Below are 20282 nucleotides of genomic sequence, written 5' to 3' on the forward strand. Positions count from 1 at the left end.
CACATCCGAGTCAATGCCGCGCACCAGGGAGGTGCCCAGGTGACGGATACGGAACCGACGCCGGTCCCCGGATCGACGCCGACCGAGGCGATGCTGCCCGAATCGACGGTCCCGGTCAGGCAGAGCGCGGTCGAGCGGCGGATCCTGGACGCCGCGCTCCGGCTGTTCGCCGAGCGCGGCTTCGACGGCACGTCCGTGCAGGGCATCGTGGAGGCCGCCGAGGTCACCAAGGGAGCCCTCTACCACTACTTCGACTCCAAGGACGATCTCCTCTACGAGATCTACCACTCGCTGATCGCCCGGCAGCTCGCCGATCTCGGCGCCGTGCTGGCGGAGGGGCCGCCGCCCCGCGAGGCGCTCCACGCGGTGCTGGCCGGGCTGATCCGCAGCACCGCCGAGCACATCGACGAGGCCAAGGTGTTCTCCCGCGAGATGCACCGGCTGGACAGCGCCCGGATGCGGTCGATCCGCGCCGACCGGCGCCGCTACCACGTGACGTTCCGGGGGATCGTCGAGCGGGGCCAGCGGGACGGCGTGTTCGGCACCGCGACGCCCGCCGAGACGGTCACGATCGTCGCGCTCGGCATGGTCAACCAGATGCCCACCTGGTACCGCGCCGACGGCCCGAAGACCGCCGACCGGCTGGCCGACGAGGTCGCGGGCTTCGTCCTGGACGCCCTGGACCGGGGCACCGCCTCCGGCCCGGACGCTCAGCGCCGCGTCTGAAGGGGCAGCGCGGCGTCGCGGACGTCGGCGAGCTCGGCGTCCCAGTCGGCGGGCGGCGCCAGCGGCGTCAGCACGAACTTCGACAGGCCCGCCTCGACGAGCCGCTTCAGGTGCGCCTGTACGCCGTCCAGGTCGGGGACGAGGTCGCCCGCCGGCGCCGGACCGCTGACCCGCCGGGCGCGCGCCAGCCGCTCCTCGGCCCCCGGCGGCAGCGGCCCCCGCCGGTAGGGGACGATCGCGCCGAAATGCTCCTCCTCGATCTCGCGTCCCGCGCCCGCCGCCGCCTCCTGGACGATCCGCCGGCCGCGCTCGGCCTCCGCCGGGGTGGTGAACGCGGCGAGCCACCCGTCCGAGAGGCGCCCGGTCCGGCGCAGCTCCGCGTCGGACGTCCCGCCCATCCACACGTCGAAGCCCCGCGCGGCCGGCTTCGGCAGAACGCGCAGCCGCTCGTAGCGGAACCTCGGGCCGTCGTGGGTCACCTCGTCCTCGGCCCAGAACCGGCGCAGCAGCGGCAGCGCCTCCTCGAAGATCGCGGCGCGCTCCTCCCGCCGCACCCCGAACGCCTGCTGCTCGCCCGCGTGCCGCTGCCCGAGCCCGAACGCGGGCAGCAGCCGCCCGCCCGAGACCACGTCCAGCGACGCGAGCTCCTTCGCCAGGACCGCGGGGGAGCGCCCCGGCAGCGCCATCACGGCGGTGCCGAACTTGATCCGCGACGTCAGCGCCGCCGCGTAGGTCATCGTCACCACGGGGTCCAGCACGGGCCCGGTGACCCGCTCGGTCACCCAGAGGGAGTCGAACCCCTCGCGTTCGAGGCCGCGCGCGAGAGCGGCCAGCGCGTCCGGCCCGAGCGTGGACGCGGCGGGGGCCATGCCGATGCGAATGATCACACCACGACCGTACGCGGCGTCAGTTCTGTCACACAACCCTGCAGGCGTTCAGAACGGGAACCGCTCCGCCGCGGCGACGAACGCCCCGGTCACCGTGGCGATGGTGAGGACCGACACCCCCGCGAGAACCGCCCACCGCCCGGCCTGGTAGCCGACGGGGACGCGGCCCGAGCCGCGGCCGCGCACCGGCCAGGGGGCGCGCAGCGGCGCCGTCCCCGGGATCTCCTGCGGGGCGTCGGCGAGCGGCCGGTCGCCGTTGGACGCCGCGGTCGCGGGCAGCCCGGTCACCCAGCCGAGCAGGTCGGCGACGCCGGCGGGCTCGGTGCCGAGGCCGGAGGCGAAGTACCGCACCTGGGCGGCGACCTGGTCGAGGGCGCGGACGGTGTTGCCGAGCCCGACTCGGGCGAGCCACTCGCGCAGGTCGGTGTCGTCCAGGCCGCGGCCGATCTCGGTGCGGGTCAGCAGGTCGGTCTTCGTGACGATCACGGCGACGCGCTTCTGCCGGCCCTGGTCGGGGCGGGAGCGCAGCTCGTTCAGCACCCGCTGCAGGGTGTCGGCGGGGTCCTCCTCCGACGACGCGGCGGCCTCGTCGACGAACGCGCGCTCGTCCCCGGTCAGCGTCCGGCGCAGCTGGGGGAGCGCGAGCGGGTCGACGATGAACAGCAGCGCCTCGCTGTGGTCCAGGTAGCGCAGCGACCTGACCTCCGTGGCACCGGTGTAGTGCTCCCCGGCGGGGTCGAACAGGTAGAGGATCCGGCGGGCCCGCCCCGGCAGCTCCACGTCCACCATGGTCGCGAGGGGGAGTTCCGGACCGGTCTTGGCGAGCCGCCCGCCGCGCTCGAACTCGCGGATCGCGCCCGCGTACGCCTGCGCGTGCCGCCGCTCGACGAACGCCAGCCGGCCGTGCACGGCGCGGGCCCGCGCGTGCAGCGCGCGGATGCCGAGCACCATGAACGTCGTCTTCCCCGCGGCCGGGCCGCCGACGAACGGCAGCGGCTCCACGCGGACGCGCCCGATCCGCTCGGGGAGGCGCCCGCCGCAGTGCGGGCAGTACGCGGCCAGCCGGAAGCGCCCGAGCGGGACGGTCGTCGGCAGCCGCGCGCCGCAGCGGCACACGTGCCGGAAGGCGCCCCCCGCTCCGGGCGCCAGGTGCGGGTGCCGGGCCCCGCAGCCGGGGCATTCGTACTCGGGCAGGCCGATGCGCTCGTAGCAGAAGGGGTGCGGGCACGTCTGCAGGATGCGCCCGTACATCATGAAGCCGCGCTCCACCGCCGCGAGGACGAGCACGCACCCGAGCCACACGGCGAGGCCGAACGCGGCGACCAGCCCGTACAGGACGGTCAGCGCCAGCACGAAGACCGAGGCGGGCACGGCCGCGGCGGCGATGCCCGCGCACAGCGCCAGCCAGGCGGGGAAGACGAAGAAGCCCCACGGGCCGCCGAGCAGCGTCCGCGTCAGCTTCAGCACGACGCTCCTGGCCGTCCGGTACACCTGCGGGACGACGGTCCGGCTGATCGTCCACCAGTCGCGCCACACCTGGCCGAGCAGGTAGTGCCGGTAGGCGATGTCGGGGGCGGCGACCGGGGACGGGCCCTCCAGCGTGGACGGCGCGAGCGTCCGGCAGGCGTGCAGGTAGTAGAGGCCGAGCGCCGCCGCGCCGGCGACGACCAGCGTCGCGGCGAACAGCACGGGGAACAGGTACATGAACCCCAGCCACATGGCGGCCAGCCACACGACGATCAACAGCAGCACGATCACGGGGTGCACGCGCTCACGCCCCCTCTGCCCGCAGGGTGCGCAGCTCCTCGCGCAGGCCGGGCGAGCCCGCGAGGTGGGAGTCGATCTGCCGGGCCGCCAGCCATCCGGCGGACGCAGCGGCGGCCCACCGCTCCAGGCCCGGTTCGCGGGCGCCGCCGCGCCGCATCCGCAGCACCACCTCGACCAGGTCGTCGCGCTCGGCGACCGCGGCGGAGCGCAGCGGGCTGCGCCCCCGGCGGGCGCGCTCGCCCAGGCCGGTGATCCAGCGTTCCCCCACGCGGGCGCGGGTGGCCTCGGGGAGGGCGGCGAGGAGGGCGGAGCGGAACCGCGGCGGCCGTGCGGTCAGGCGCCGCACGGCGTCGGTGAACGCGCCGTCCGCCACCTGGGCGGTCGCCTCGCCCGGGTCGGCGAGGACGGAGAGCGCCCGCGCGGCCCGCTCGCCCCGCCCGGCCGCGAGCGCCTCCGCGTACGCCTGGACGAGCGCCGCGTCCCGCGCGGCGGGGCCGTCCGGGAGCAGTTCCCGCACCCGGGCGGCGAGGCGGAGCGCGGGGAGCTCGCCGAGCGAGGGGCGGGGCCGGGAGGCGAGCCGCCCGAACGTCCGGGACGGCAGGCCGGCGAGCGCCCGGGACGAGGCGAACTCCGCCGCGTGCGCCTCCAGGAGGCGCAGGCATTCGCCCGCCGTGGGCGGTTCCGCCCACACCTCCGCGAGCGCGGGTTCGGTCCTGGAGGGCGGCGCTCCGGCGGCCAGCAGCGCGCGGGTGACCGCGATCCGGCGGTCCGCGTGCCGCCGCCCGACCGAGGCCAGGACGGGGATCGCGACGTCCGGTTCGGATCCGAGGTCCCCGGCGTGCTCGTACAGCAGGTCGCACACGTCCGGGTCGTGGAGGTCGCCGGGGCCGTCGGCTGCGGCCCGGTGCGCGAGGCCGGTGAGCACCCCCTCCATCAGCGCGTCCCGCAGCGCCCCCGGGCAGGCGTCGATCGCGGTCTTCAGCTCGGGGCCCGCGCAGGGCACGGCGTTCGCCGCGGCGCGGGTCACTTCGGCGGGGGCGACGCGGACACCGGTCAGCGCGGCGACCGCCGCCACGCCCGCGATCTCGGGCAGCGTGCCGGCCGCCGCGAGCGCGGCCGTCACGGGCGACTCCTCGCCGGGCGTCTCCTCCGCGACCTCCACAAGGTCGTCCGGCAGCAGGTGGCGCAGCGCCGGGTCCCGCAGGGCCAGCTCCGTGAAACGCCATGCGCACCGCCGCGCGAGGGCCGTGTCCCGGGTGCGCCGGGCCCGGTCGTGGACGGCCAGGAGCAGGGGCATCCGCAGGTTCGGGACGCAGGGTGCCAGCTCCTGCCACAGCCACTCCGGGACCTCGTCCGGCCGCCGGGACAGCAGCACCGCCGCGGCGTCCTGCTCGGCGTCCGTGAGCGGCTCGTACCTGCGGCCGAGCGCCACCAGTGCCGCGGCCCGCTCCAGCGCGGACGGCCCGCCCTCGTCGGGGTCGAGAAGGGCCAGTTCGCCCAGGCAGTCGAGGCCCGCGAAGTCGGCGCGCCGCCAGCAGGCGGCGACGGTGCGGCCGAAGAGGGACGCCGGCGTGCCGAACTCGCCGAAGCCGTGCTCGACGTGGAGGGCGAAGGTGTCCCCGGCCTGGGTGCGCGTGGCGGACCAGACCCCGGTGGTCGTGCCCACCAGGGTCTGCGCCGCGCCGTCCGGATCGGCGGAGTAGGTGGTGAAGGTCAGCCGCGCCGCCGTGTCCACCGGCAGCGAATAGGTGATCAGAGCGATCCAGCGGACGATCGTCTCGACCTCGTCCGCGATGAGGACGACGCGGCCGTGCCCCTGCTCCAGGACCTCCGCGGCGGCGTCGGTGAGAAGGGCGAGCGTGCGGTGCGGAGCCTCCAGGCCGGACGAGGCGAGCCAGCGGGCCAGCGCCTCGGGGGACAGCGTGTCGTCCGGAGTCAGCTCCTCCAGCTCCGCGAGCCGGTCGTCCTGCGCGGGCCACGGCGTCCACAGCGGGGCGTGCCAGAGCTCGGCGGGCCGCAGGCCCTCCAGCTCGCCGGGCTCGGCGACGACCGCGTGGGCGAAGAAGTTGCCGTAGCGGCCCGAGTAGTCGCGGCCGAGGTAGCGGCAGCGCAGCAGCAGCGACCGGCCGTCCACCCGGTCGTACAGGAACGCGACGGGGAACGCGCCGAGCTCGGCGTCGTCGGGGGACGGCGGCGCGTCCGGCGGCGGGCGGTACGACAGGTAGGGCGTCACCGCGGCCCGCACCCCGTCCGGCAGGCCGGGGGTCTCGGCGACGAACTGGAACCCGGCCCGCCCCGTGGGCCCGCGCCGGGCGGAGGTGTAGTGCAGCTGCCACGCCACGGCTACCCCCCTCCGGGACGGACGCCGTCGAGCATCCCGAAGCGGTGCAGGAGCCACAGCAGCGGGTCCTCGGCCCGGTACGGCCGGACGCCGCCCGCGCCGACCCGTCCTCCCTCGGGGACGCCGCCGAGCGCCGACAGCCCGAACAGCGCGTGGTCGGCGTACTGCTGCCCGAGGTAGGTGTCGAGCTGCCCGGCCTGCCAGTCGTGCAGCAGCGCGCGGACCTGCTCGTGCACCGCGTCCCTGTCGTCCAGGTCGAGGACGCCCTGCCCGGACCGCGACCGGTGCAGCGCCGACTGCGCCAGCAGCGCCGGCCGCAGCACGTCGATCTTGGTGAGCGCGACCGCCACCGGGACGGGCAGCGGCTCGCCCGGCCGGGTGCCGTGCCGCTGCCGGAGCGTCTCGGTGACGCGGGCGATGATGTCCAGCGGCTCACCGCCAGGGTCCTCGCCCGCCGCCGGCGGCCCCGGGACGGTGTCGCGGACCTGCGTCCGCGCGCCCGGCAGCTCCAGCGGGTCGACCAGGAAGATGATCGCGTCGGCGGCCTCCAGGTACCGCAGGTGCAGGTCGGTGGCCTCGCGGCTGCGCAGGTCCTCGCCCGCGGTGTCGAACAGCACGAGCGCCAGCGACTCGTTGCGGGGGCGGGAGAAGCGCCCCCGCCGCGTCCTGGTGAGCAGGTACACCAGGGGCTCGCGCGGCCCGGTCGCGGCGCTCGCCGTCGTCGGCAGCAGCCGCCGCTCCTCCAGCAGCGGCCGGGCGAAGTCGCGCTTGTACCGCTCGATCGTCCGGTCGTCGCACGCGACGAGCGAGGCGTCCAGCTCCGTCCCGACCCGGTTCATCAGCTCGTGCAGCAGGACGGCGATGTAGGTGCTCTTGCCGGCGTTCTTCGCGCCGACGAGCGCGACGATCCGACCGGGGGAGTCGCAGTACGCGGCCGGCAGCGGGTTGTGGCACTCCGGGCAGGCGCGGTTCCCCGTCGGCACCCCGCACTCCGGGCAGTCGGCCCGCCCCTTGCGCCCGGACGCGGCGAACACCGGCGGCAGCGACGCGCCCGCGGTGGAGCCGGTGTACTCGGCCAGCCTCTCGTCGAGGACGGGCGCGCACCCCTGCCGCCGCCCGGCCTGCCCGCGGCACCGGAACAGCACGCGGTGCGGCGCGACCGACGCGAAGCAGTACGGGCAGGTGATGCCCTGCCTGGACGTCACGCCGGGGATGCCCGCCCGGGCCAGCGGTCCCGCCATCATCCGACCCGCAGCCGGCGCACGGGGGGATCGCTCAGCTCGGCGACCTCGTCGTCGGCGAAGCAGCGCAGCCAGTAGGGGGCCGGCGCGTCCGGCGCGTCCAGCGACAGCTCGCCCGGCACGGGCACCTGCTCCCACACGCCGAGCGTCTCGCCGTCGGCGGCGCGGTGCGGCATCACCTTCCCGGTGCGCAGCACCAGCGACAGCCGCGCCACCCGCAGCGGATGGGGCGAGGTGAGCCGGACCGTCAGCGTCTTCCGCCAGGGCGGACCCGACCGCAGCACGTCGTACCGGACGATGGTGCGCGCGGCGACCTCCGCCATCACCGGCGGGCCGGTCACCCGGGTGCCGCCCACGGTCCCGGCCGCCGCGACCGACAGCTCGACCGGCTCGTCCTCCGGAACCGCCAGCCGCACGCCGCCCTGCGTGTCGTAGGCGGCGCGTGTCACGGCCTCGCTGGAGGGCGCGCCCGCGCCGTGCCGGGGCCCGCCGCCGATCCGGTAGACGATGTCGACCTCGGCGACGTCGGGCGGCCAGTCGAACCCGACGTGCACGTACGCGCCGCGCCGCTCGGCGACCAGCCGGCGCGGCGGCGGCAGGTTCACGTGCCGGTGGTGGGCGCCGATGGCGGCGGTGCCCTCCGCGACCGTCACCGCGAGCAGCCACCCGCCCCTCCCGGGCCGCACCGCCAGCCCGCCGGGCGCGGGCGTGCCCGCGAGCCGCCGCGTCTCCCGCCGCACCTCCTCCAGCGGGACGAGCGCGCTGCGCGGCCACGGCGGCGGCCCGTCCGACAGGACCAGCTCGACCGTCCCGTGGCCCGGCGGGTCGAAGCGGGCCCGCACCAGCCCGGGGTCGGCGGGATCGGGCTCGGCGCTCAGCTCGTACACGGGCTCGGGCGGCGCGCTGGGCGTGGCCGACGCCCGCACGCCTTCCGTCGTGACCTCCTGCCCGGACGGGTCGAGGTAGACGGCGCAGATCCGGTAGTGGTGGGTCCGCCCGTTCGGGACGGGTTCCCGGAACCCGTCCCGCCCGGCCGCGACAGGCCGCCCGTCGCGGACGACGACGACCCGCGCCGCCTCGGCCGGGCACCGCCACCGCCCGGTCACCTGCCCGTCACCGGGCAGCAGCTCGACTTCGGCGGGCTCCGGCCGCACCGTCACCGGCCCTGCCACGGCGGGCGGGGCGGCGGCCTCTCCGCGCAGCGCGAACACCGCGTAGTACACGGGCGCGTTCACCGGCGGCCGCTCGTCGAGCGCCCCGCCGATCGCGTCCCCGTCCCGGACGTCGCGCGGCGCCCGGCCCGTCCGCCGCACGACGTGGTAGAGCACCTCGCCCGCGGTGGACGGCGACCGCTCCCAGGACAGCCGCACCGACGCGCGGCCGTCACCGCCCGCGCCGGGGTCGACGTCGGCGTGCAGGGCGGGAACGGGGCGCGGCGGGAGGCGGCGCCGGTGCGCCTCGGCGCCGGGAAGGTCGCGGACGAGGCGGAGCGCGTCGGACAGGAGGCGGAACGCGCGGTCGGGGTCGGCCTCGGCGGTGGCGGCCTCGCGGAGGCGCAGCGCGGTGTCGAGGCGGTGCCGGGCCTCGGCGGCGAGGATCTCCTCCTCCGGGGGCTCGGCGCCGGGCGCCGGGTGCGGCACCTTCGCGGCGTCGGCCAGCTCGGACGCCGCGTACACGTCGCCGGCGTCCAGCAGGGCGCGGAGCCGTCCCGCGAGGCCGCCGCCCGGCCCGCTCTCGCGGACGACGGCGAACACCAGACGGCGCGCGTCGCCCTGCTCGACGCCGAGGTCCTCGACGGCGTACTGGAGCAGGCCGCGCTCGGACGCCCGCTGCCGCAGCCGCTCGCGGAGCCGGTCGGCCACGTCGAACAGCAGCAGGTCCGCCAGGTCGGCCCCCGACCGCAGCGCCGCGAGGATCGTGTCGGCGTGGGTGGTGCTGGTGTCGCGGCTGCGGCGCGCCCACTCGGCGCCGGCCGCCGCCACCGCGTCCCCGTCGAGGCGCAGGGTCCCGCCGGGCTCGGCGAAGCCGTCCAGCAGCCGGATCGGGCCGGTCAGCCGCCTGCCGAACACGAAGTCGGCGAGGTGCCGCCTGCCGAGGACGTCGAGCGACTCCTGCACCTTGCGGAACGCCGGGTAGGGCGCGGCGGTCGGCAGCGGGTCCGGGTCGCGGATCTCGATGCGGTCGGCGGCGGCCAGTTCGGCCAGCTCGGCACGGGTGATCCCGGACGTGCGGGCGATGGCCTCCAGCTCCGCGGGTGCCGCCATCCGCAGCGCCCCGGCCGCGTCGGCGAGCCGGGCGCGGGCCTGGCCGCGGCGCCGCTCCCCGCGCTCCCGGCCGCCGCGCAGCCGCCCCTCCAGCGGCCGCAGGTCGCCGCGCTCGGCGGCGGAGAACAGCGGGACCAGCTCGCGGTGCTCGGCCTCCAGCCGGTCGATGAGTTTGCGGTACTTCAGCTGCCCGCGCGCCCGCCGCCAGCACTGCCGGACCTGCTTCACCCGCGCCGCGACGTCCGCCGCGGCCAAGGGGAGGTCCAGGGCGTACCGGACGCGCAGGTCCTCGGGGGGCTGGTCGCCCGCGGCACGCGCGGGCTCCAGCACCTCCCGCCGGTAGTCGTCGTCGAACGCCACGGGCGCCTCCAGGGGGTCGGCGGGCCGCTAGCTGACCTGGACCCGGGACAGGGCCTTGCGGGACCGCTCGACCTCCTCCTCGGACATGCCGCCGACGTCCACCTTCAGCTCCAGCCGCTCGCCGGTCTCCTTCTCCACGGCCGTGACGTTCAGCAGGCCGGAGGAGTCCAGCGCGAAGGTGACCCCGATCGGCCAGCCCGCCTTCTTGCCCGGCGGGACGCGGATCTCCCCGGTCGCGATCTCGGTGTTGTCGATCAGGTCGGTGGACTCCACCACCCCCGCCTGCTCCATCACCCGGATGTCGGCGGACGTCTGGTCGTCGTAGACGGTGAAGAAGTCCTCGGTCTTCGCGGCGGGCAGCTCGTCGTTGGCGTGCACCAGGTGCGCGACGTTCTCGGCGCCGGTCTCCCGGTCGACGACGACGATCCCGAACGCGTGCGAGGCGACGGTCTTGATCTGCCGCCCGGCGATCTGCCGCTGCTGCTCGGCCGACAGCCCGGCCCGGGCCGCCATCTCCTCGGCGCGCTCGGCGGCGCCCTCCCGGACGAGCCGCCGGTAGGTCTCCTCGAACGCGTACAGCGCCGCGCCCTTCGCGACCGCGAGGTCGGGGTCCTGCAGGCGGGGCGCGAGGCCGAGCTCGGTCTCCAGCCGGGCCGCGACGACCGGCATCTTGGTCGACCCGCCGACCAGGACGAGGTCGTCGTAGTCCTCCACGCCCTTGTCCGCCGCCGTCGACAGCGTCCGGCCGGTGATCTCCACGGTGCGGTCCAGGAGGTCCTTGGTCAGCTCCTCCAGCTTCTCCCGCGTCACCTCGACGGCCGCGACCCGTCCGCCGTGCATCACCCGGACGGTGTGCGCGGTGCGGGTGGTGAGCGCCTTCTTGGCGTCCTCGGCGTCGCGGCGGAGCTGCTGCTCGGTCTGCTTGTCGTCGAGCGGGTCGCCCGCGTCCGGGTGCTCGGCGCGGAACCGCTCGGCGAGGTGCTCGACGAGCCGCGCGTCCCAGTCGGCGCCGCCGAGCTCGTGGTCGCCGTCGGTGCACACGACCTCGATGTGGCCGTCGCGCAGCGCGATGACGGTGGTGTCGAACGTCCCGCCGCCGAGGTCGTAGACCAGGATCGTGCGGTCCTGCTCGGGGTTGAGGACCCCGTAGGTGATCGCGGCGGCGATCGGCTCGGACACGATGTCGACGACGTTCAGCCCGGCGATCCGCCCGGCCTTGCGGGTCGCGTCCCGCTCGGCCGCGCCGAAGTAGGCGGGGACGGTGATGACGACGTCCCGGGCGTCCTCGCCCGTGGTGGTGCGCGCGTCCGTCGCGAGCTTCAGCAGGATGAACGCCGACACCTCCTCGGGGGTGAAGTCGATGCCGTGGATGGGGCGCGTCACGTCCCGGCCCATGTCCCGCTTGATCAGGCTGACGACGTTGTCGGGCTCCAGGACCGCGGTGTCCTTGGCGGTCGCGCCGACGATGACGTTCTCGCCGCTCTCGAAGAACACGACGGACGGCGTGGTGTCGGTGCCCTCCAGGTTCCGCAGGACCGCGGGCCGCCCCACATCGTCGATGGAGGCGATGCAGGAGTACGTGGTTCCCAGGTCGATCCCGTAGACGGCCATGTCCCTCACCCGCTGTTCGTCGTCTGTCCGGTGTTCACCGTGCCGCCCTCCCCGCCGGGGCGGCCCGTCGCGGCGGCGGAGCCGGACCCGTTCCCCCCGGCCGCCCTCCCGTCCTCGCCGGGCGCTCCGCCGTCCTTTCCGCCCGGTCTCCCGCCGAGGCGGCCGACGCTGACCGCCGCCTTGCGCAGCACCTTCCCGCCCTGCTCGAACCCGTCCGCCCCGACGCCGGTGACCGTGCCGTCGCGCAGCGGGTCGTCGACGGGCGTGACCGCGACCGGGCGGTGCCGGGACGCGTCGTAGGGGGCGCCCGGCTCGACCGTGAAGCGGTCGACGCCGAGGCGCGCGAGCGCGTCGGCGACGTCGTCGGCGACGGCGGCGAGGAGCAGCGCCGTCTGCCGCGGGTCGGGCGGCTCGGCCTGCTCGGGCGCGCTGAGCCGCTCGGACTCGCGGCGCGCCTGGTCGTGCAGCCGGTACAGGGCGGAGCGGACCGGCTCCAGCATCGCCTCCAGCTCCCCGCGGCGGAGCCGCTGGTTCTCCGCGTGCAGCCGGTCGATGACGGCCTCCCGGTGCGCCGCGCGCTCGTGCTCGCGGTCGAGCCGCGCCGCCAGCCCGGCGAGCGCCTCCCGCACCTCGGCGCGGAAGTCCGCGCCGGCATCGCCTGCGGGCGCCGCTCCGGGCTCGGCTCGGGAGTCCTCGTTGACTGGGGGTTCCCCGTCCCTCGACACGTGCAGTTACCTTAATGCTGGACGGCAGGAGGCGACAGGCCATTCGATGACCTTCACCGGACTCTAGTTTGACCTGTACCCGCCATTCCAGCACCGACCTCCCGTGCCGCTTTCTCATGACGAGACCTTGCGGTAACACGGAGGAAACGGCCGTCACGGAGGCTGGGGGCCTGGCACGGAGACAGGAGGTGGCGATGTTGCTGCGGATACGGGTGCGCCTGCCGGACCGTCCCGGATCGCTCGGCCAGGTCGCCCGGACGCTGGGCGCGGCGGGCGCGGACGTCGTCCAGATGGCGGTGCTGGAACGTGACAACGGGCGGGCGATGGACGACTTCACCGTCGTGTGGCCCGCCGGCGCGGGGACCGACCGGCTCGCCGAAGGGCTCGGCTCGGTGCCCGGGGTGGAGGTCGTCGGGATCTGGCCGACCGTCGAGCCGCAGGGCGCCTTCCCCGACGCGGCCGTGATCGGGCAGGTCGCGGCGGTCCCGGAGCACGGCGCGCGGATCCTCGCCGACGCCGTCCCGGCGATCCTGAGCGCGGACTGGGCGGGCCTCGCCGAGCTGGAAGGGGAGGGCGGGGCGGTGCTGGTGCACGTCAGCGCCGGCGGTCAGCCGGGGGCGGCCCTGCCGGGGCTGCTGCCGCTGCGGCCGCGGGCGTTCACCGCGCCGGACGGCACGCGGTACGCGGTCTGCCCGCTCGCCAAGGGCAGCCTCGCGCTGGTCGTCGCCCGGACGGGCGCCCCGCCGTTCCACCGGACGGAGGTGTTCCGGCTGGAGCAGCTCGCCGGCGCGGCGGACGCGGTCCTCTACGCGGAACGGCCGCTTTTCTGACCTGGTGGTCACGGCGGTCGCGGGCCTAGAGTCGGCTCCTGGGCGTTGTCGCTTCCTGGAGGTGGCCGATGGCCGTTCTGCTCGCCCCGTACGCCGAAGCCAGGCCGGACGCCCCCGCGATCGCAGATGAGCGCGGGGCCACGTCGTGGCGGGAGCTCGACGCCAGGACCGACCGGTTGGCGGGCGCGCTGCGCGGCCTGGGCCTCGGCACCGGCGACGCGATCGCGATCCACTCCGGCAACCGGCGCGAGTACTTCGAGCTGATGTGCGCGGCGACGCACGTCGGGCTCCGGTACGTCATGGTCAACTGGCACTGGACGGCCGACGAGCTGCGCTACGTCCTGGAGGACGCGGGCGTGCGGGTGCTGTTCACCGAGGACGCGTTCGGAGACGTCGCGCGGGAGGCGTCCGAGGGGCTCGGCCTCGCCGGGCGCGTCGCGTTCGGCGAGGCGGTCGAGGGCTTCACCCCGTACGAGGAGTTCCTCGCGGCGGGTGCGCAGGAGGAGATCACCGACCCGGTCATGGGCTTCCCGATGTTCTACACCTCGGGCACCACCGGCCGGCCGAAGGGCGTCAGCCGCAAGGTGCTGGGCGTCGACGCCCCGATCGAGACGGCGGCGCTGATCGGCGACGTGTTCGCCGGCGCGCTCACGATCCCGCCGGACGGCAGGTCGCTGCTCGTCGGGCCCGTCTACCACTCGGCGCAGTGGCTGTGGTCGTTCATGTTCCTGCTGCGGGGGCGGTCGTTGGTCATCCGGCGGAGCTTCGACCCCGCCGAGACGCTCGCGCTCATCGACGAGCACGCCATCACGAACGTCCATCTCGTCCCGACGCAGTTCGTCCGGCTGCTGCGTCTGGACGAGGAGACCCGCGCCGCCTTCGACGGCTCCAGCCTCGCGGTCGTCTGGCACGGCGCCGCGCCCTGCTCGCCCGAGGTCAAGCGGCGGATGATCGACTGGCTGGGCCCGATCGTCTCGGAGTACTACGGCTCCACCGAGGCGTCGGTGAACAGCGTCATCACCGCGCGGGAGTGGCTGGAGAAGCCCGGCAGCGTCGGCCGCCCGCTGCCCACGACCGAGGTGCACGTCCTGCGGGAGGACGGCGAGCCCGCCGCGCCGGGGGAGCGCGGCCAGATCTACTTCCGCTACACCAGCGGCGACGACGTCGAGTACTGGGGGGACGAGGAGAAGACCCGCTCGGTGCACCGCGAGGACGGGCTGTTCACCACCGGCGACGTCGGCTACCTGGACGAGGACGGCTACCTCTTCCTCTCCGACCGCGTCATCGACATGATCATCAGCGGCGGGGTGAACATCTACCCGGCGGAGGTCGAGGGCGTGCTGATCACCCATCCGGCCGTCCGGGACGTGGCGGTGTTCGGCGTCCCGGACGAGGAGTTCGGCGAGCAGGTGAAGGCGGCCGTCGAGCTCGGCGACGGCGCCGTCCCCTCGGACGGGCTCGCCGCCGAGCTGATCGCGCACGTCCGCGCCTCGCTGGCCGGGTACAAGGCCCCGCGCTCGATCGACTTCGTCGACCGGATGCCGCGGACGCCGACCGGCAAGCTCTACAAGCGGCTCCTGCGCGACCCCTACTGGAAGGACCAGAAGCAGAAGATCTGAGTCAGTCCAGGAGGGCGAGCACCGCCTCCAGGTCGGTGAGGCACGCGTCGGAGCCGAGGCCCTGGGCGACGGCCGCCGCCGCCGCGGTGCCCCAGCGCGCCGACTCCAGGACGTCCTCGCCGTGCGTGAGGCCCGTGATGAACCCGGCGCAGTACGCGTCGCCGCATCCGGTCGTGTCGACGACCTCCACGGGCAGGACGGGCAGCCGGTGCACGCCCTCGGCGGTGGCGACGAGGCTCCCGTCGGCGCCGAGCGTGACGACGACCGTGCTCGGCCCCTTCCCGAGCAGCGTGGCGGCCGCCTTCTCCGGGTCGTCCTCGCCCGTCATCGCCGCCGCCTGCTCCTCGTTGGGCAGGACGTGGTCGACGTACGGGAGGAACGCGGCGGCGCCGGTCAGCAGGTCGGGCATGTTGGACAGCAGGTCCATCGTCACGACGGTGCCGGACTCGCGGGCGGCGGCGAGCATGTCGAAGAACGCCGGGTCGTTGAGGCCGAACGTGACGTCGGGACCGCCGAGGTGCACCACGTCCGCCGCGCCGAGGAGGCCGGGCCCGACCGCGCCGGCGGTGAGGGTCAGGTTCGCGCCGGGGACGTGGAAGCTCGGCCGCCCGCCGTCCGGCCGGATCGGCAGCACGGACGCGCTGGTCTGGTCGGCCGTCCGCCGGACGAGCCCGGACACGTCCACACCGTCGCGCCGCATGATCGTGACCAGCAGGTCGCCGAGGTCGTCGTCGCCGATGGCGCCGACCGAGATCACCTCGTTGCCGAGCCGGGCGAGGGCGACGGCGGTCCCGGCGGCGGCGCCCGCGGCGGTCACCCGGATCTGGTCCACCACGACGGTGTCCTGCCCGTCCGGGATGCCCTGCACGGGGCGGGCGAGGACGTCCAGGATGTGCGCGCCCAGAGTGACAACCGTCATGACCGGCCCCTTCGTGATCGTCAGGGCCGTAGCGTACGCGGTGGGAACCGTGAGATGTGAGAGGTATTCGCATGCTGCTGGAGGACGAGCGGGCCGAGCTGTGCGCGATCGGCCGGAGGCTGGCCGAAACCGGTCTGGTGACGGGCGCGTCGGGCAACATCAGCGTCCGTTCGGGCGACCTGGTCGCCGTCACGCCGGGTGGGATGATGCTCGACCGGATGGAGCCCGCCGACTGCCCGGTGGTGACCCTGTCCTCGCGGCTCGCTGAGGGGGCCCGGGCACCGTCGTCCGAGACCCCCATGCACCTCGCGCTCTACGAGGCGACGCCCGCCGCCGCGATCGTGCACACCCATTCGACCTACGGCGCCGTCGTGGCGACGACGATGCCGGAGTTGCCGCCGATCCACTACAACACGCTGCTGCTGGGCGGCGTGGTGAAGGTCGCCGAGTACGCGACCTACGGGACGCCCGAGCTGGCGGAGAACGTCCGTGCGGCCATGGCGGGCGGCAAGCGCGCCGCGCTGATGGCCAACCACGGCGGCGTCACGATCGGCCGGGACCTCGACGAGGCGTTCGAGAACGCGCGCCTTCTGGAGTGGCTCTGCGGCGTGTACGTCCGCGCCAGGGCGATCGGCGAGCCGCGCGTCCTGACCGAGGAGGAGCTGGCGAGGGTGGTCGAGCGGGGGCTCGCGCCGCCGGAGTTCCCGCGCGTGTAACCTAACGCTTGTTAGGTAACCCAGGGAGGCCCGCGTTGCCCTTCGTCCTGATCGACAAGCCGCGTCCGGACGTCACGCTCATCACCCTCAACCGGCCCGACCGCATGAACGCCATGGCGTTCGACGTCATGGTCCCGTTCCGCGAGGCGCTGGAGGAGGTCGGCCGCGACAACGGCACCCGCGTCGTCGTCATCACCGGGGCGGGGCGCGGGTTCTGCTCCGGGGCGGACCTGGAGAACCCCGGTCACATCCCCGGCATCGACGGGCTGACGCTCCCCACCATCGCGCTCCGGTCCATGGAGCTGCTGGACGACGTGATCCGCGCGATGCGCCGCGTCCACCAGCCGGTCATCGCGGCGGTCAACGGCCCGGCGATCGGCGGCGGCCTGTGCCTGTCCCTGGCCGCCGACATCCGGCTCGGCTCGGACACCGCGCTGTTCCGCGCCGCCGGGATCAACAACGGGCTGACCGCGAGCGAGCTCGGCCTCAGCTACCTGCTGCCGCGCGCCATCGGCGCGTCCCGCGCGTTCGAGATGATGCTGTCGGGGCGGGACGTCGACGCCGCCGAGGCCGAGCGGATCGGGCTGCTGTCCCGCGTCGTCCCCGGCGGCAAGCTCCTCGACGCGTGCTACGAGCTGGCCGAGCGGATCGCCGGGTTCAGCCGTCCCGGCACCGAGCTGACGAAGCGGATGCTGTGGTCGAGCCTGGACGCCGCGAGCCTGGACGCCCACATGGGCCAGGAGGGCCTGGCCCAGCTGTACGTCCGGCTCACCACCCACAACTTCGAGGAAGCGATCAGGGCGCGGAAGGAGCACCGGCCGCCGGACTTCCAGGACTGACGCACCGCGGGCGGGTGCGGCGCTGGTACGACCACGCCGCGGCGCCCAGCGCCGTCCCGTAGACGGCGAACGCGACGATCCCGCACGCCGCGACCGTCCAGCCGGACCACCCGTGCAGGAGCGGGTCGTCGGGGAGGTCGCCCAGCCCGACGACGGGCGGCAGCAGGTACCCGACCGTCCCCACGACGCCGTACGGGCCGAGCGTGAGGGCGCCGAGCCAGGCCGGCGCGAGCGGCAGCCAGCGCGGCACGCCGCGTCCCGCGAACGGTGTCCAGCGGGGGAAGACCTGCCCCCACTCGCGCGTGAGCGCGAACAGGAGGACGACGCCCAGCGCCGCCGAGAGCGTGGTGAAGTCCAGCCCGTACTTCTCCAGCGTCAGGACCAGCCCGGACGCGCCGTTGCGCTCGAACTCGGCGACGACCCGCTCACCCTCGATCCCGGCGAACGAGCCCCCGAGCGCCCAGGTCGTCTTCATCACGGCGTAGGGGACGAAGGCGAGCGTCCCGGCGTAGGCCGCCCAGTGCACTCCACGCGGCGGGGCCGACACGGGCGCGGGCCTCCGTACCGTGCCCGTGTCGGCGTGCACCCGGCCGCAGCGCGCGCACGCCCCCGCCGTCCGGCGCTGGTAGGCCAGGGCCGCGCCCGCCAGCAGCGCCGCGCCCGCCGCGCACAGGATCTCGACGCCGAACGCCGGCCAGTCGTCGACCGTCCCCGTGAAGGCGAGCTGCAGCGCGTTCATGACGAACCCGAACGTCCCGGCCCCCGCCACGGCGAACGCGCCCCAGAGCCCGGCGAGCGGCCACCAGCGCGGCATGTGCCGCCCGACGTCCCGGACGCTCGACACCGCCATGATCCCGCCGGCGCCCAGGCACGCGGCGATCACCCACGCCACCGGCCGCATGCCGTCCAGCCGGTTCCCCGCCTCCCCGCCGAACGCCCAGTAGAGGGCCACGGCCACCGCGCCCATCGACCACGCGCCCGCCGCGTATCCGGCCCAGCGGGGCCACTGCCTGATGATCGATCCCATGGGACGACCCTCGCCGGGACCCGCCCCGCCCGGCTTCCCGCCGAGGGGGGATCCGCGTACTCCTGCCGGGGGAGGCGGCATGGCAGGCTGAGGGTGTGCCGAAGCTTGCGCCGGACGAGGCGCGCCGCCTGCTGACGACGGTTCCCGTCGTCCGGCTGGCGACCGTGGGGGAGGACGCGCGGCCGCACCTCGTCCCCGTGACGTTCGCCGTCCACCGGGGCGCCGTCTACACGGCCGTGGACCACAAGCCCAAGAGCACGCGGGATCTGCGGCGGCTCGCCAACATCCGCGCCAACCCCCGCGTCGCGCTGCTGGCCGACCACTACGAGGACGACTGGGAGCGGCTCTGGTGGGTCAGGGTGGACGGCCACGCCCACATCGTCGAGGACGCCGCGGGGATGGCCGAGCCCGTGCGGCTCCTGGCCGGCCGCTACGCCCAGTACCGCGAGCGCCCGCCCGAGGGGCCGGTCATCGCGATCACCATCGACGCCTGGACGGGCTGGTCGGCGTCCTAGAGCTTCCTCTGGAAGGCCGTGACCGCCTCGGCGACCTTCTCGGGGTACTCCACGTGCGGGTGGTGCCCCGCCCCGTCCAGCAGGACGACCTCGCCGTTCAGCCTCTGCGCGACCCAGCGGGCCTCGGCGGCCGGGTCGGGCCAGTCGATGTCGCCCGTCCCCATGATGACGAGCACGGGCGCCTGGACCCGGTCGAGCCGCGCCTCGGACTCGGCGTGCGACATGCTCAGGTAGCCGGCGATGACCTTGCCGCGGCCCGGCTCCTTGAAGTTGGCCCTCAGCTTCGCCGTGTGCTCGGCGAAGTCGGCCGGCCGCTTCGGCTCCCACTTCGGGTAGTAGGACATGTACAGCGGCACGGCCAGCCCGGGAATCCGCGCGAGCGCGATCGTCAGCTTCTGCGTGAAACCGGCCTTGCCGTCCCGGACGAACGGGGCCGCCAGCACGAGCCCGCTGATCAGCTCCGGTGCCTCGGCCGCGACCCACACCGCCGCCGCGGCGCCGTTCGAGCAGCCGTAGATTAGCGCCGGGCCGGCGTCCAGGTGCCGCAGCAGCGCCATGAGGTCGTGGGCCAGCGGCGTGCTCCCGTACTCGGGCCACGTCGCGCTCGTCTCGCCCATCCCGCGCTGGTCGACGGTCACGACCCGGTACCCCGCCTCCAGCAGCAGCGGGCGGAGGAACCGGTACTGCGACCGGAGGTCGAGCATCGACGGCAGGCAGACGACGAGGGGGCCGTCCCCGCTGTCGTCGTAGGCGAGACGCCCATCGGGTAGGTCGAGGAACCGGGTCTCGCTCATCGCACGCTCCTTAAACTTTGCTAGCCCCATGGCTAATGAGATTAGCCGTAGGGTGCGGTGCCGTCAAGAGCGGTGCTCTCGCGAGGGTCAGTCCCAGGCGGTGCCGATGGCGGCGAGACGGTCGGCGTACTCGATGCGGGCGGACCATTCGGCGGGCCAGGCGTCCATGCCGAGGCGCGCCCCCGCGAACGCGCCGGCCAGGCACGCGATCGAGTCGGAGTCGCCGGAGCTGGCGGCGCCGCGCCAGATCGCCTCGACCGGCTCGTCCGGGAACAGCAGGAAGCACAGCAGGCCGGTGGCGAGCGCCTCCTCGGCGATCCAGCCCCCGCCGGTGATCTCACAGGGGTCGGACGCCCGGTCGCCGCGCGCGAGGGCCTCGTCGAGCCGGTCGAGGACGGCGAGGCACTCGTCCCAGCCGCGCGAGACGAAGGTCTCCGGGGCGTCCATGCCCGGCTGCTGCCAGAGAGTGCCGAGCCAGCGCTCGTGGTACGTCGTGCGCTGGTCGTGGCAGCGGGCGCGGAGCGCCCCCGGCAGGTCGGACGGGTCGATCCCGTCGGCGAGCCACCGGACGGCGAACGCGGTCAGCTCGCTGGCCGCGAGCCCGGTCGGGTGCCCGTGGGTGAGGGCGGCCTGCAACTGCGCCGCCGCGGCCCGCGTCTCGTCCGTCAGGCCGGGCGCGAGCCCGACCGGCGCGACGCGCATGTTGGCCCCGCAGCCCTTGGAGCCCGCGACGGTGGCCTTCACCCAGGGCAGCCCGGCTTCGAGGCCCTGGCAGGCCCGGATGCAGGTGTGGCCGGGCGCCCGGGTGTTGTCCGGATCGTTCAGCCAGTCGACGAACCGCCGCCGCCACATCGGCGTGATCAGATCCGGGGTGAACGGAGGGTTGGCCAGCGCGTCCAGGAGACCCAGTCCCACCGCGACGGCCATCTGCGTGTCGTCGGTGACGAGCGCGGGATCGCCGTTGAGCTGCGTCGGCCCGTGGTCGCCGAACCGCTTGTGGATCTGCTTCATGGACAGGAACTCGGTGGGTGCCCCCAGCGAATCCCCGTACGCCAGCCCGAACATCGCCCCGCTCGCCCGTTTCATACCGGGCATTCTCCC

General features: G+C 75.2%; 17 protein-coding genes. 6 read left to right on the forward strand and 11 right to left on the reverse strand.

Going from position 1 to position 20282, the window contains the following annotated elements:
* The first annotated feature begins 39 nt into the window (after positions 1 to 39).
* Positions 40 to 726 (forward strand): TetR/AcrR family transcriptional regulator, encoded by a 687-nt coding sequence (locus ABGB11_RS15435; protein ID WP_347633147.1) that lies wholly within the window; start codon positions 40 to 42, stop codon positions 724 to 726.
* Here the strand turns inward: ABGB11_RS15435 and ABGB11_RS15440 are convergent.
* The 7 genes from ABGB11_RS15440 to grpE are packed head-to-tail and all read right to left on the reverse strand — an operon-like array spanning position 711 to position 11922.
* On the reverse strand, positions 711 to 1613 hold the full coding sequence (locus ABGB11_RS15440) for an LLM class flavin-dependent oxidoreductase (RefSeq protein ID WP_347633149.1): 903 nt from the start codon (positions 1611 to 1613) through the stop codon (positions 711 to 713). The two genes, ABGB11_RS15435 and ABGB11_RS15440, sit on opposite strands and share 16 nt — an antisense overlap.
* A gap of 48 nt (positions 1614 to 1661) precedes the next feature.
* A complete protein-coding gene (locus tag ABGB11_RS15445; protein ID WP_347633151.1) occupies positions 1662 to 3380 on the reverse strand; it encodes a hypothetical protein in 1719 nt (572 codons plus the stop codon).
* A gap of 4 nt (positions 3381 to 3384) precedes the next feature.
* Positions 3385 to 5721, reverse strand: coding sequence for a hypothetical protein (locus ABGB11_RS15450; protein ID WP_347633153.1), 2337 nt, complete (start codon positions 5719 to 5721; stop codon positions 3385 to 3387).
* A 2-nt stretch (positions 5722 to 5723) separates the two neighbouring features.
* Positions 5724 to 6962 carry a hypothetical protein gene (locus ABGB11_RS15455; RefSeq protein ID WP_347633155.1) on the reverse strand — a complete coding sequence of 413 codons (1239 nt, stop codon included), beginning with the start codon at positions 6960 to 6962 and terminating at the stop codon, positions 5724 to 5726.
* Positions 6962 to 9586 (reverse strand): hypothetical protein, encoded by a 2625-nt coding sequence (locus ABGB11_RS15460; protein ID WP_347633157.1) that lies wholly within the window; start codon positions 9584 to 9586, stop codon positions 6962 to 6964. Before ABGB11_RS15460 ends, ABGB11_RS15455 begins: the two co-directional genes overlap by 1 nt.
* A gap of 27 nt (positions 9587 to 9613) precedes the next feature.
* Positions 9614 to 11197 (reverse strand): Hsp70 family protein, encoded by a 1584-nt coding sequence (locus ABGB11_RS15465; RefSeq protein WP_347633159.1) that lies wholly within the window; start codon positions 11195 to 11197, stop codon positions 9614 to 9616.
* Between the two features lie 5 nt (positions 11198 to 11202).
* On the reverse strand, positions 11203 to 11922 hold the full coding sequence (gene grpE, locus ABGB11_RS15470; RefSeq protein ID WP_347633161.1) for a nucleotide exchange factor GrpE: 720 nt from the start codon (positions 11920 to 11922) through the stop codon (positions 11203 to 11205).
* A 194-nt stretch (positions 11923 to 12116) separates the two neighbouring features.
* Between grpE and ABGB11_RS15475 the strand changes: the two genes are divergently transcribed.
* Positions 12117 to 12752 (forward strand): ACT domain-containing protein, encoded by a 636-nt coding sequence (locus tag ABGB11_RS15475; protein WP_347633163.1) that lies wholly within the window; start codon positions 12117 to 12119, stop codon positions 12750 to 12752.
* Between the two features lie 68 nt (positions 12753 to 12820).
* Complete coding sequence (locus ABGB11_RS15480) at positions 12821 to 14371, forward strand: AMP-binding protein (RefSeq protein ID WP_347633165.1); 1551 nt, start codon at positions 12821 to 12823, stop codon at positions 14369 to 14371.
* A gap of 1 nt (position 14372) precedes the next feature.
* On the opposite strand, the gene ABGB11_RS15485 is transcribed toward ABGB11_RS15480, so the two are convergent.
* A complete protein-coding gene (locus ABGB11_RS15485; protein ID WP_347633167.1) occupies positions 14373 to 15290 on the reverse strand; it encodes a sugar kinase in 918 nt (305 codons plus the stop codon).
* 71 nt (positions 15291 to 15361) lie between these two features.
* On the opposite strand from ABGB11_RS15485, the gene ABGB11_RS15490 reads away from it, so the two are divergent.
* Together ABGB11_RS15490 and ABGB11_RS15495 are read left to right on the forward strand one after the other, a co-directional pair.
* The gene (locus ABGB11_RS15490; RefSeq protein ID WP_347633169.1) at positions 15362 to 16006 is read left to right on the forward strand and encodes a class II aldolase/adducin family protein; all 645 of its coding nucleotides are present in this window, start codon (positions 15362 to 15364) and stop codon (positions 16004 to 16006) included.
* 35 nt (positions 16007 to 16041) lie between these two features.
* Positions 16042 to 16845 (forward strand): enoyl-CoA hydratase, encoded by an 804-nt coding sequence (locus ABGB11_RS15495; RefSeq protein WP_347633171.1) that lies wholly within the window; start codon positions 16042 to 16044, stop codon positions 16843 to 16845.
* On the opposite strand, the gene ABGB11_RS15500 is transcribed toward ABGB11_RS15495, so the two are convergent.
* A complete protein-coding gene (locus ABGB11_RS15500) occupies positions 16802 to 17872 on the reverse strand; it encodes a hypothetical protein (RefSeq protein WP_347633173.1) in 1071 nt (356 codons plus the stop codon). The two genes, ABGB11_RS15495 and ABGB11_RS15500, sit on opposite strands and share 44 nt — an antisense overlap.
* Positions 17873 to 17967: 95 nt before the next feature.
* Here ABGB11_RS15500 and ABGB11_RS15505 point away from each other — a divergent pair, with 95 nt between their 5' ends.
* Positions 17968 to 18387: a TIGR03668 family PPOX class F420-dependent oxidoreductase gene (locus ABGB11_RS15505; protein ID WP_347633175.1), complete on the forward strand. Its 420-nt coding sequence runs from the start codon at positions 17968 to 17970 to the stop codon at positions 18385 to 18387.
* Here ABGB11_RS15505 and ABGB11_RS15510 read toward each other — a convergent pair.
* Together ABGB11_RS15510 and ABGB11_RS15515 are read right to left on the reverse strand one after the other, a co-directional pair.
* Positions 18384 to 19181, reverse strand: coding sequence for an alpha/beta hydrolase (locus ABGB11_RS15510; protein ID WP_347633176.1), 798 nt, complete (start codon positions 19179 to 19181; stop codon positions 18384 to 18386). The genes ABGB11_RS15505 and ABGB11_RS15510 overlap by 4 nt on opposite strands.
* An 87-nt stretch (positions 19182 to 19268) precedes the next feature.
* Positions 19269 to 20267 (reverse strand): ADP-ribosylglycohydrolase family protein, encoded by a 999-nt coding sequence (locus tag ABGB11_RS15515; RefSeq protein ID WP_347633177.1) that lies wholly within the window; start codon positions 20265 to 20267, stop codon positions 19269 to 19271.
* Positions 20268 to 20282: the final 15 nt, after the last annotated feature.

It is taken from the genome of Actinomadura sp. B10D3 (assembly GCF_039871695.1).
GTDB classification, from domain to species: domain Bacteria; phylum Actinomycetota; class Actinomycetes; order Streptosporangiales; family Streptosporangiaceae; genus Spirillospora; species Spirillospora madurae.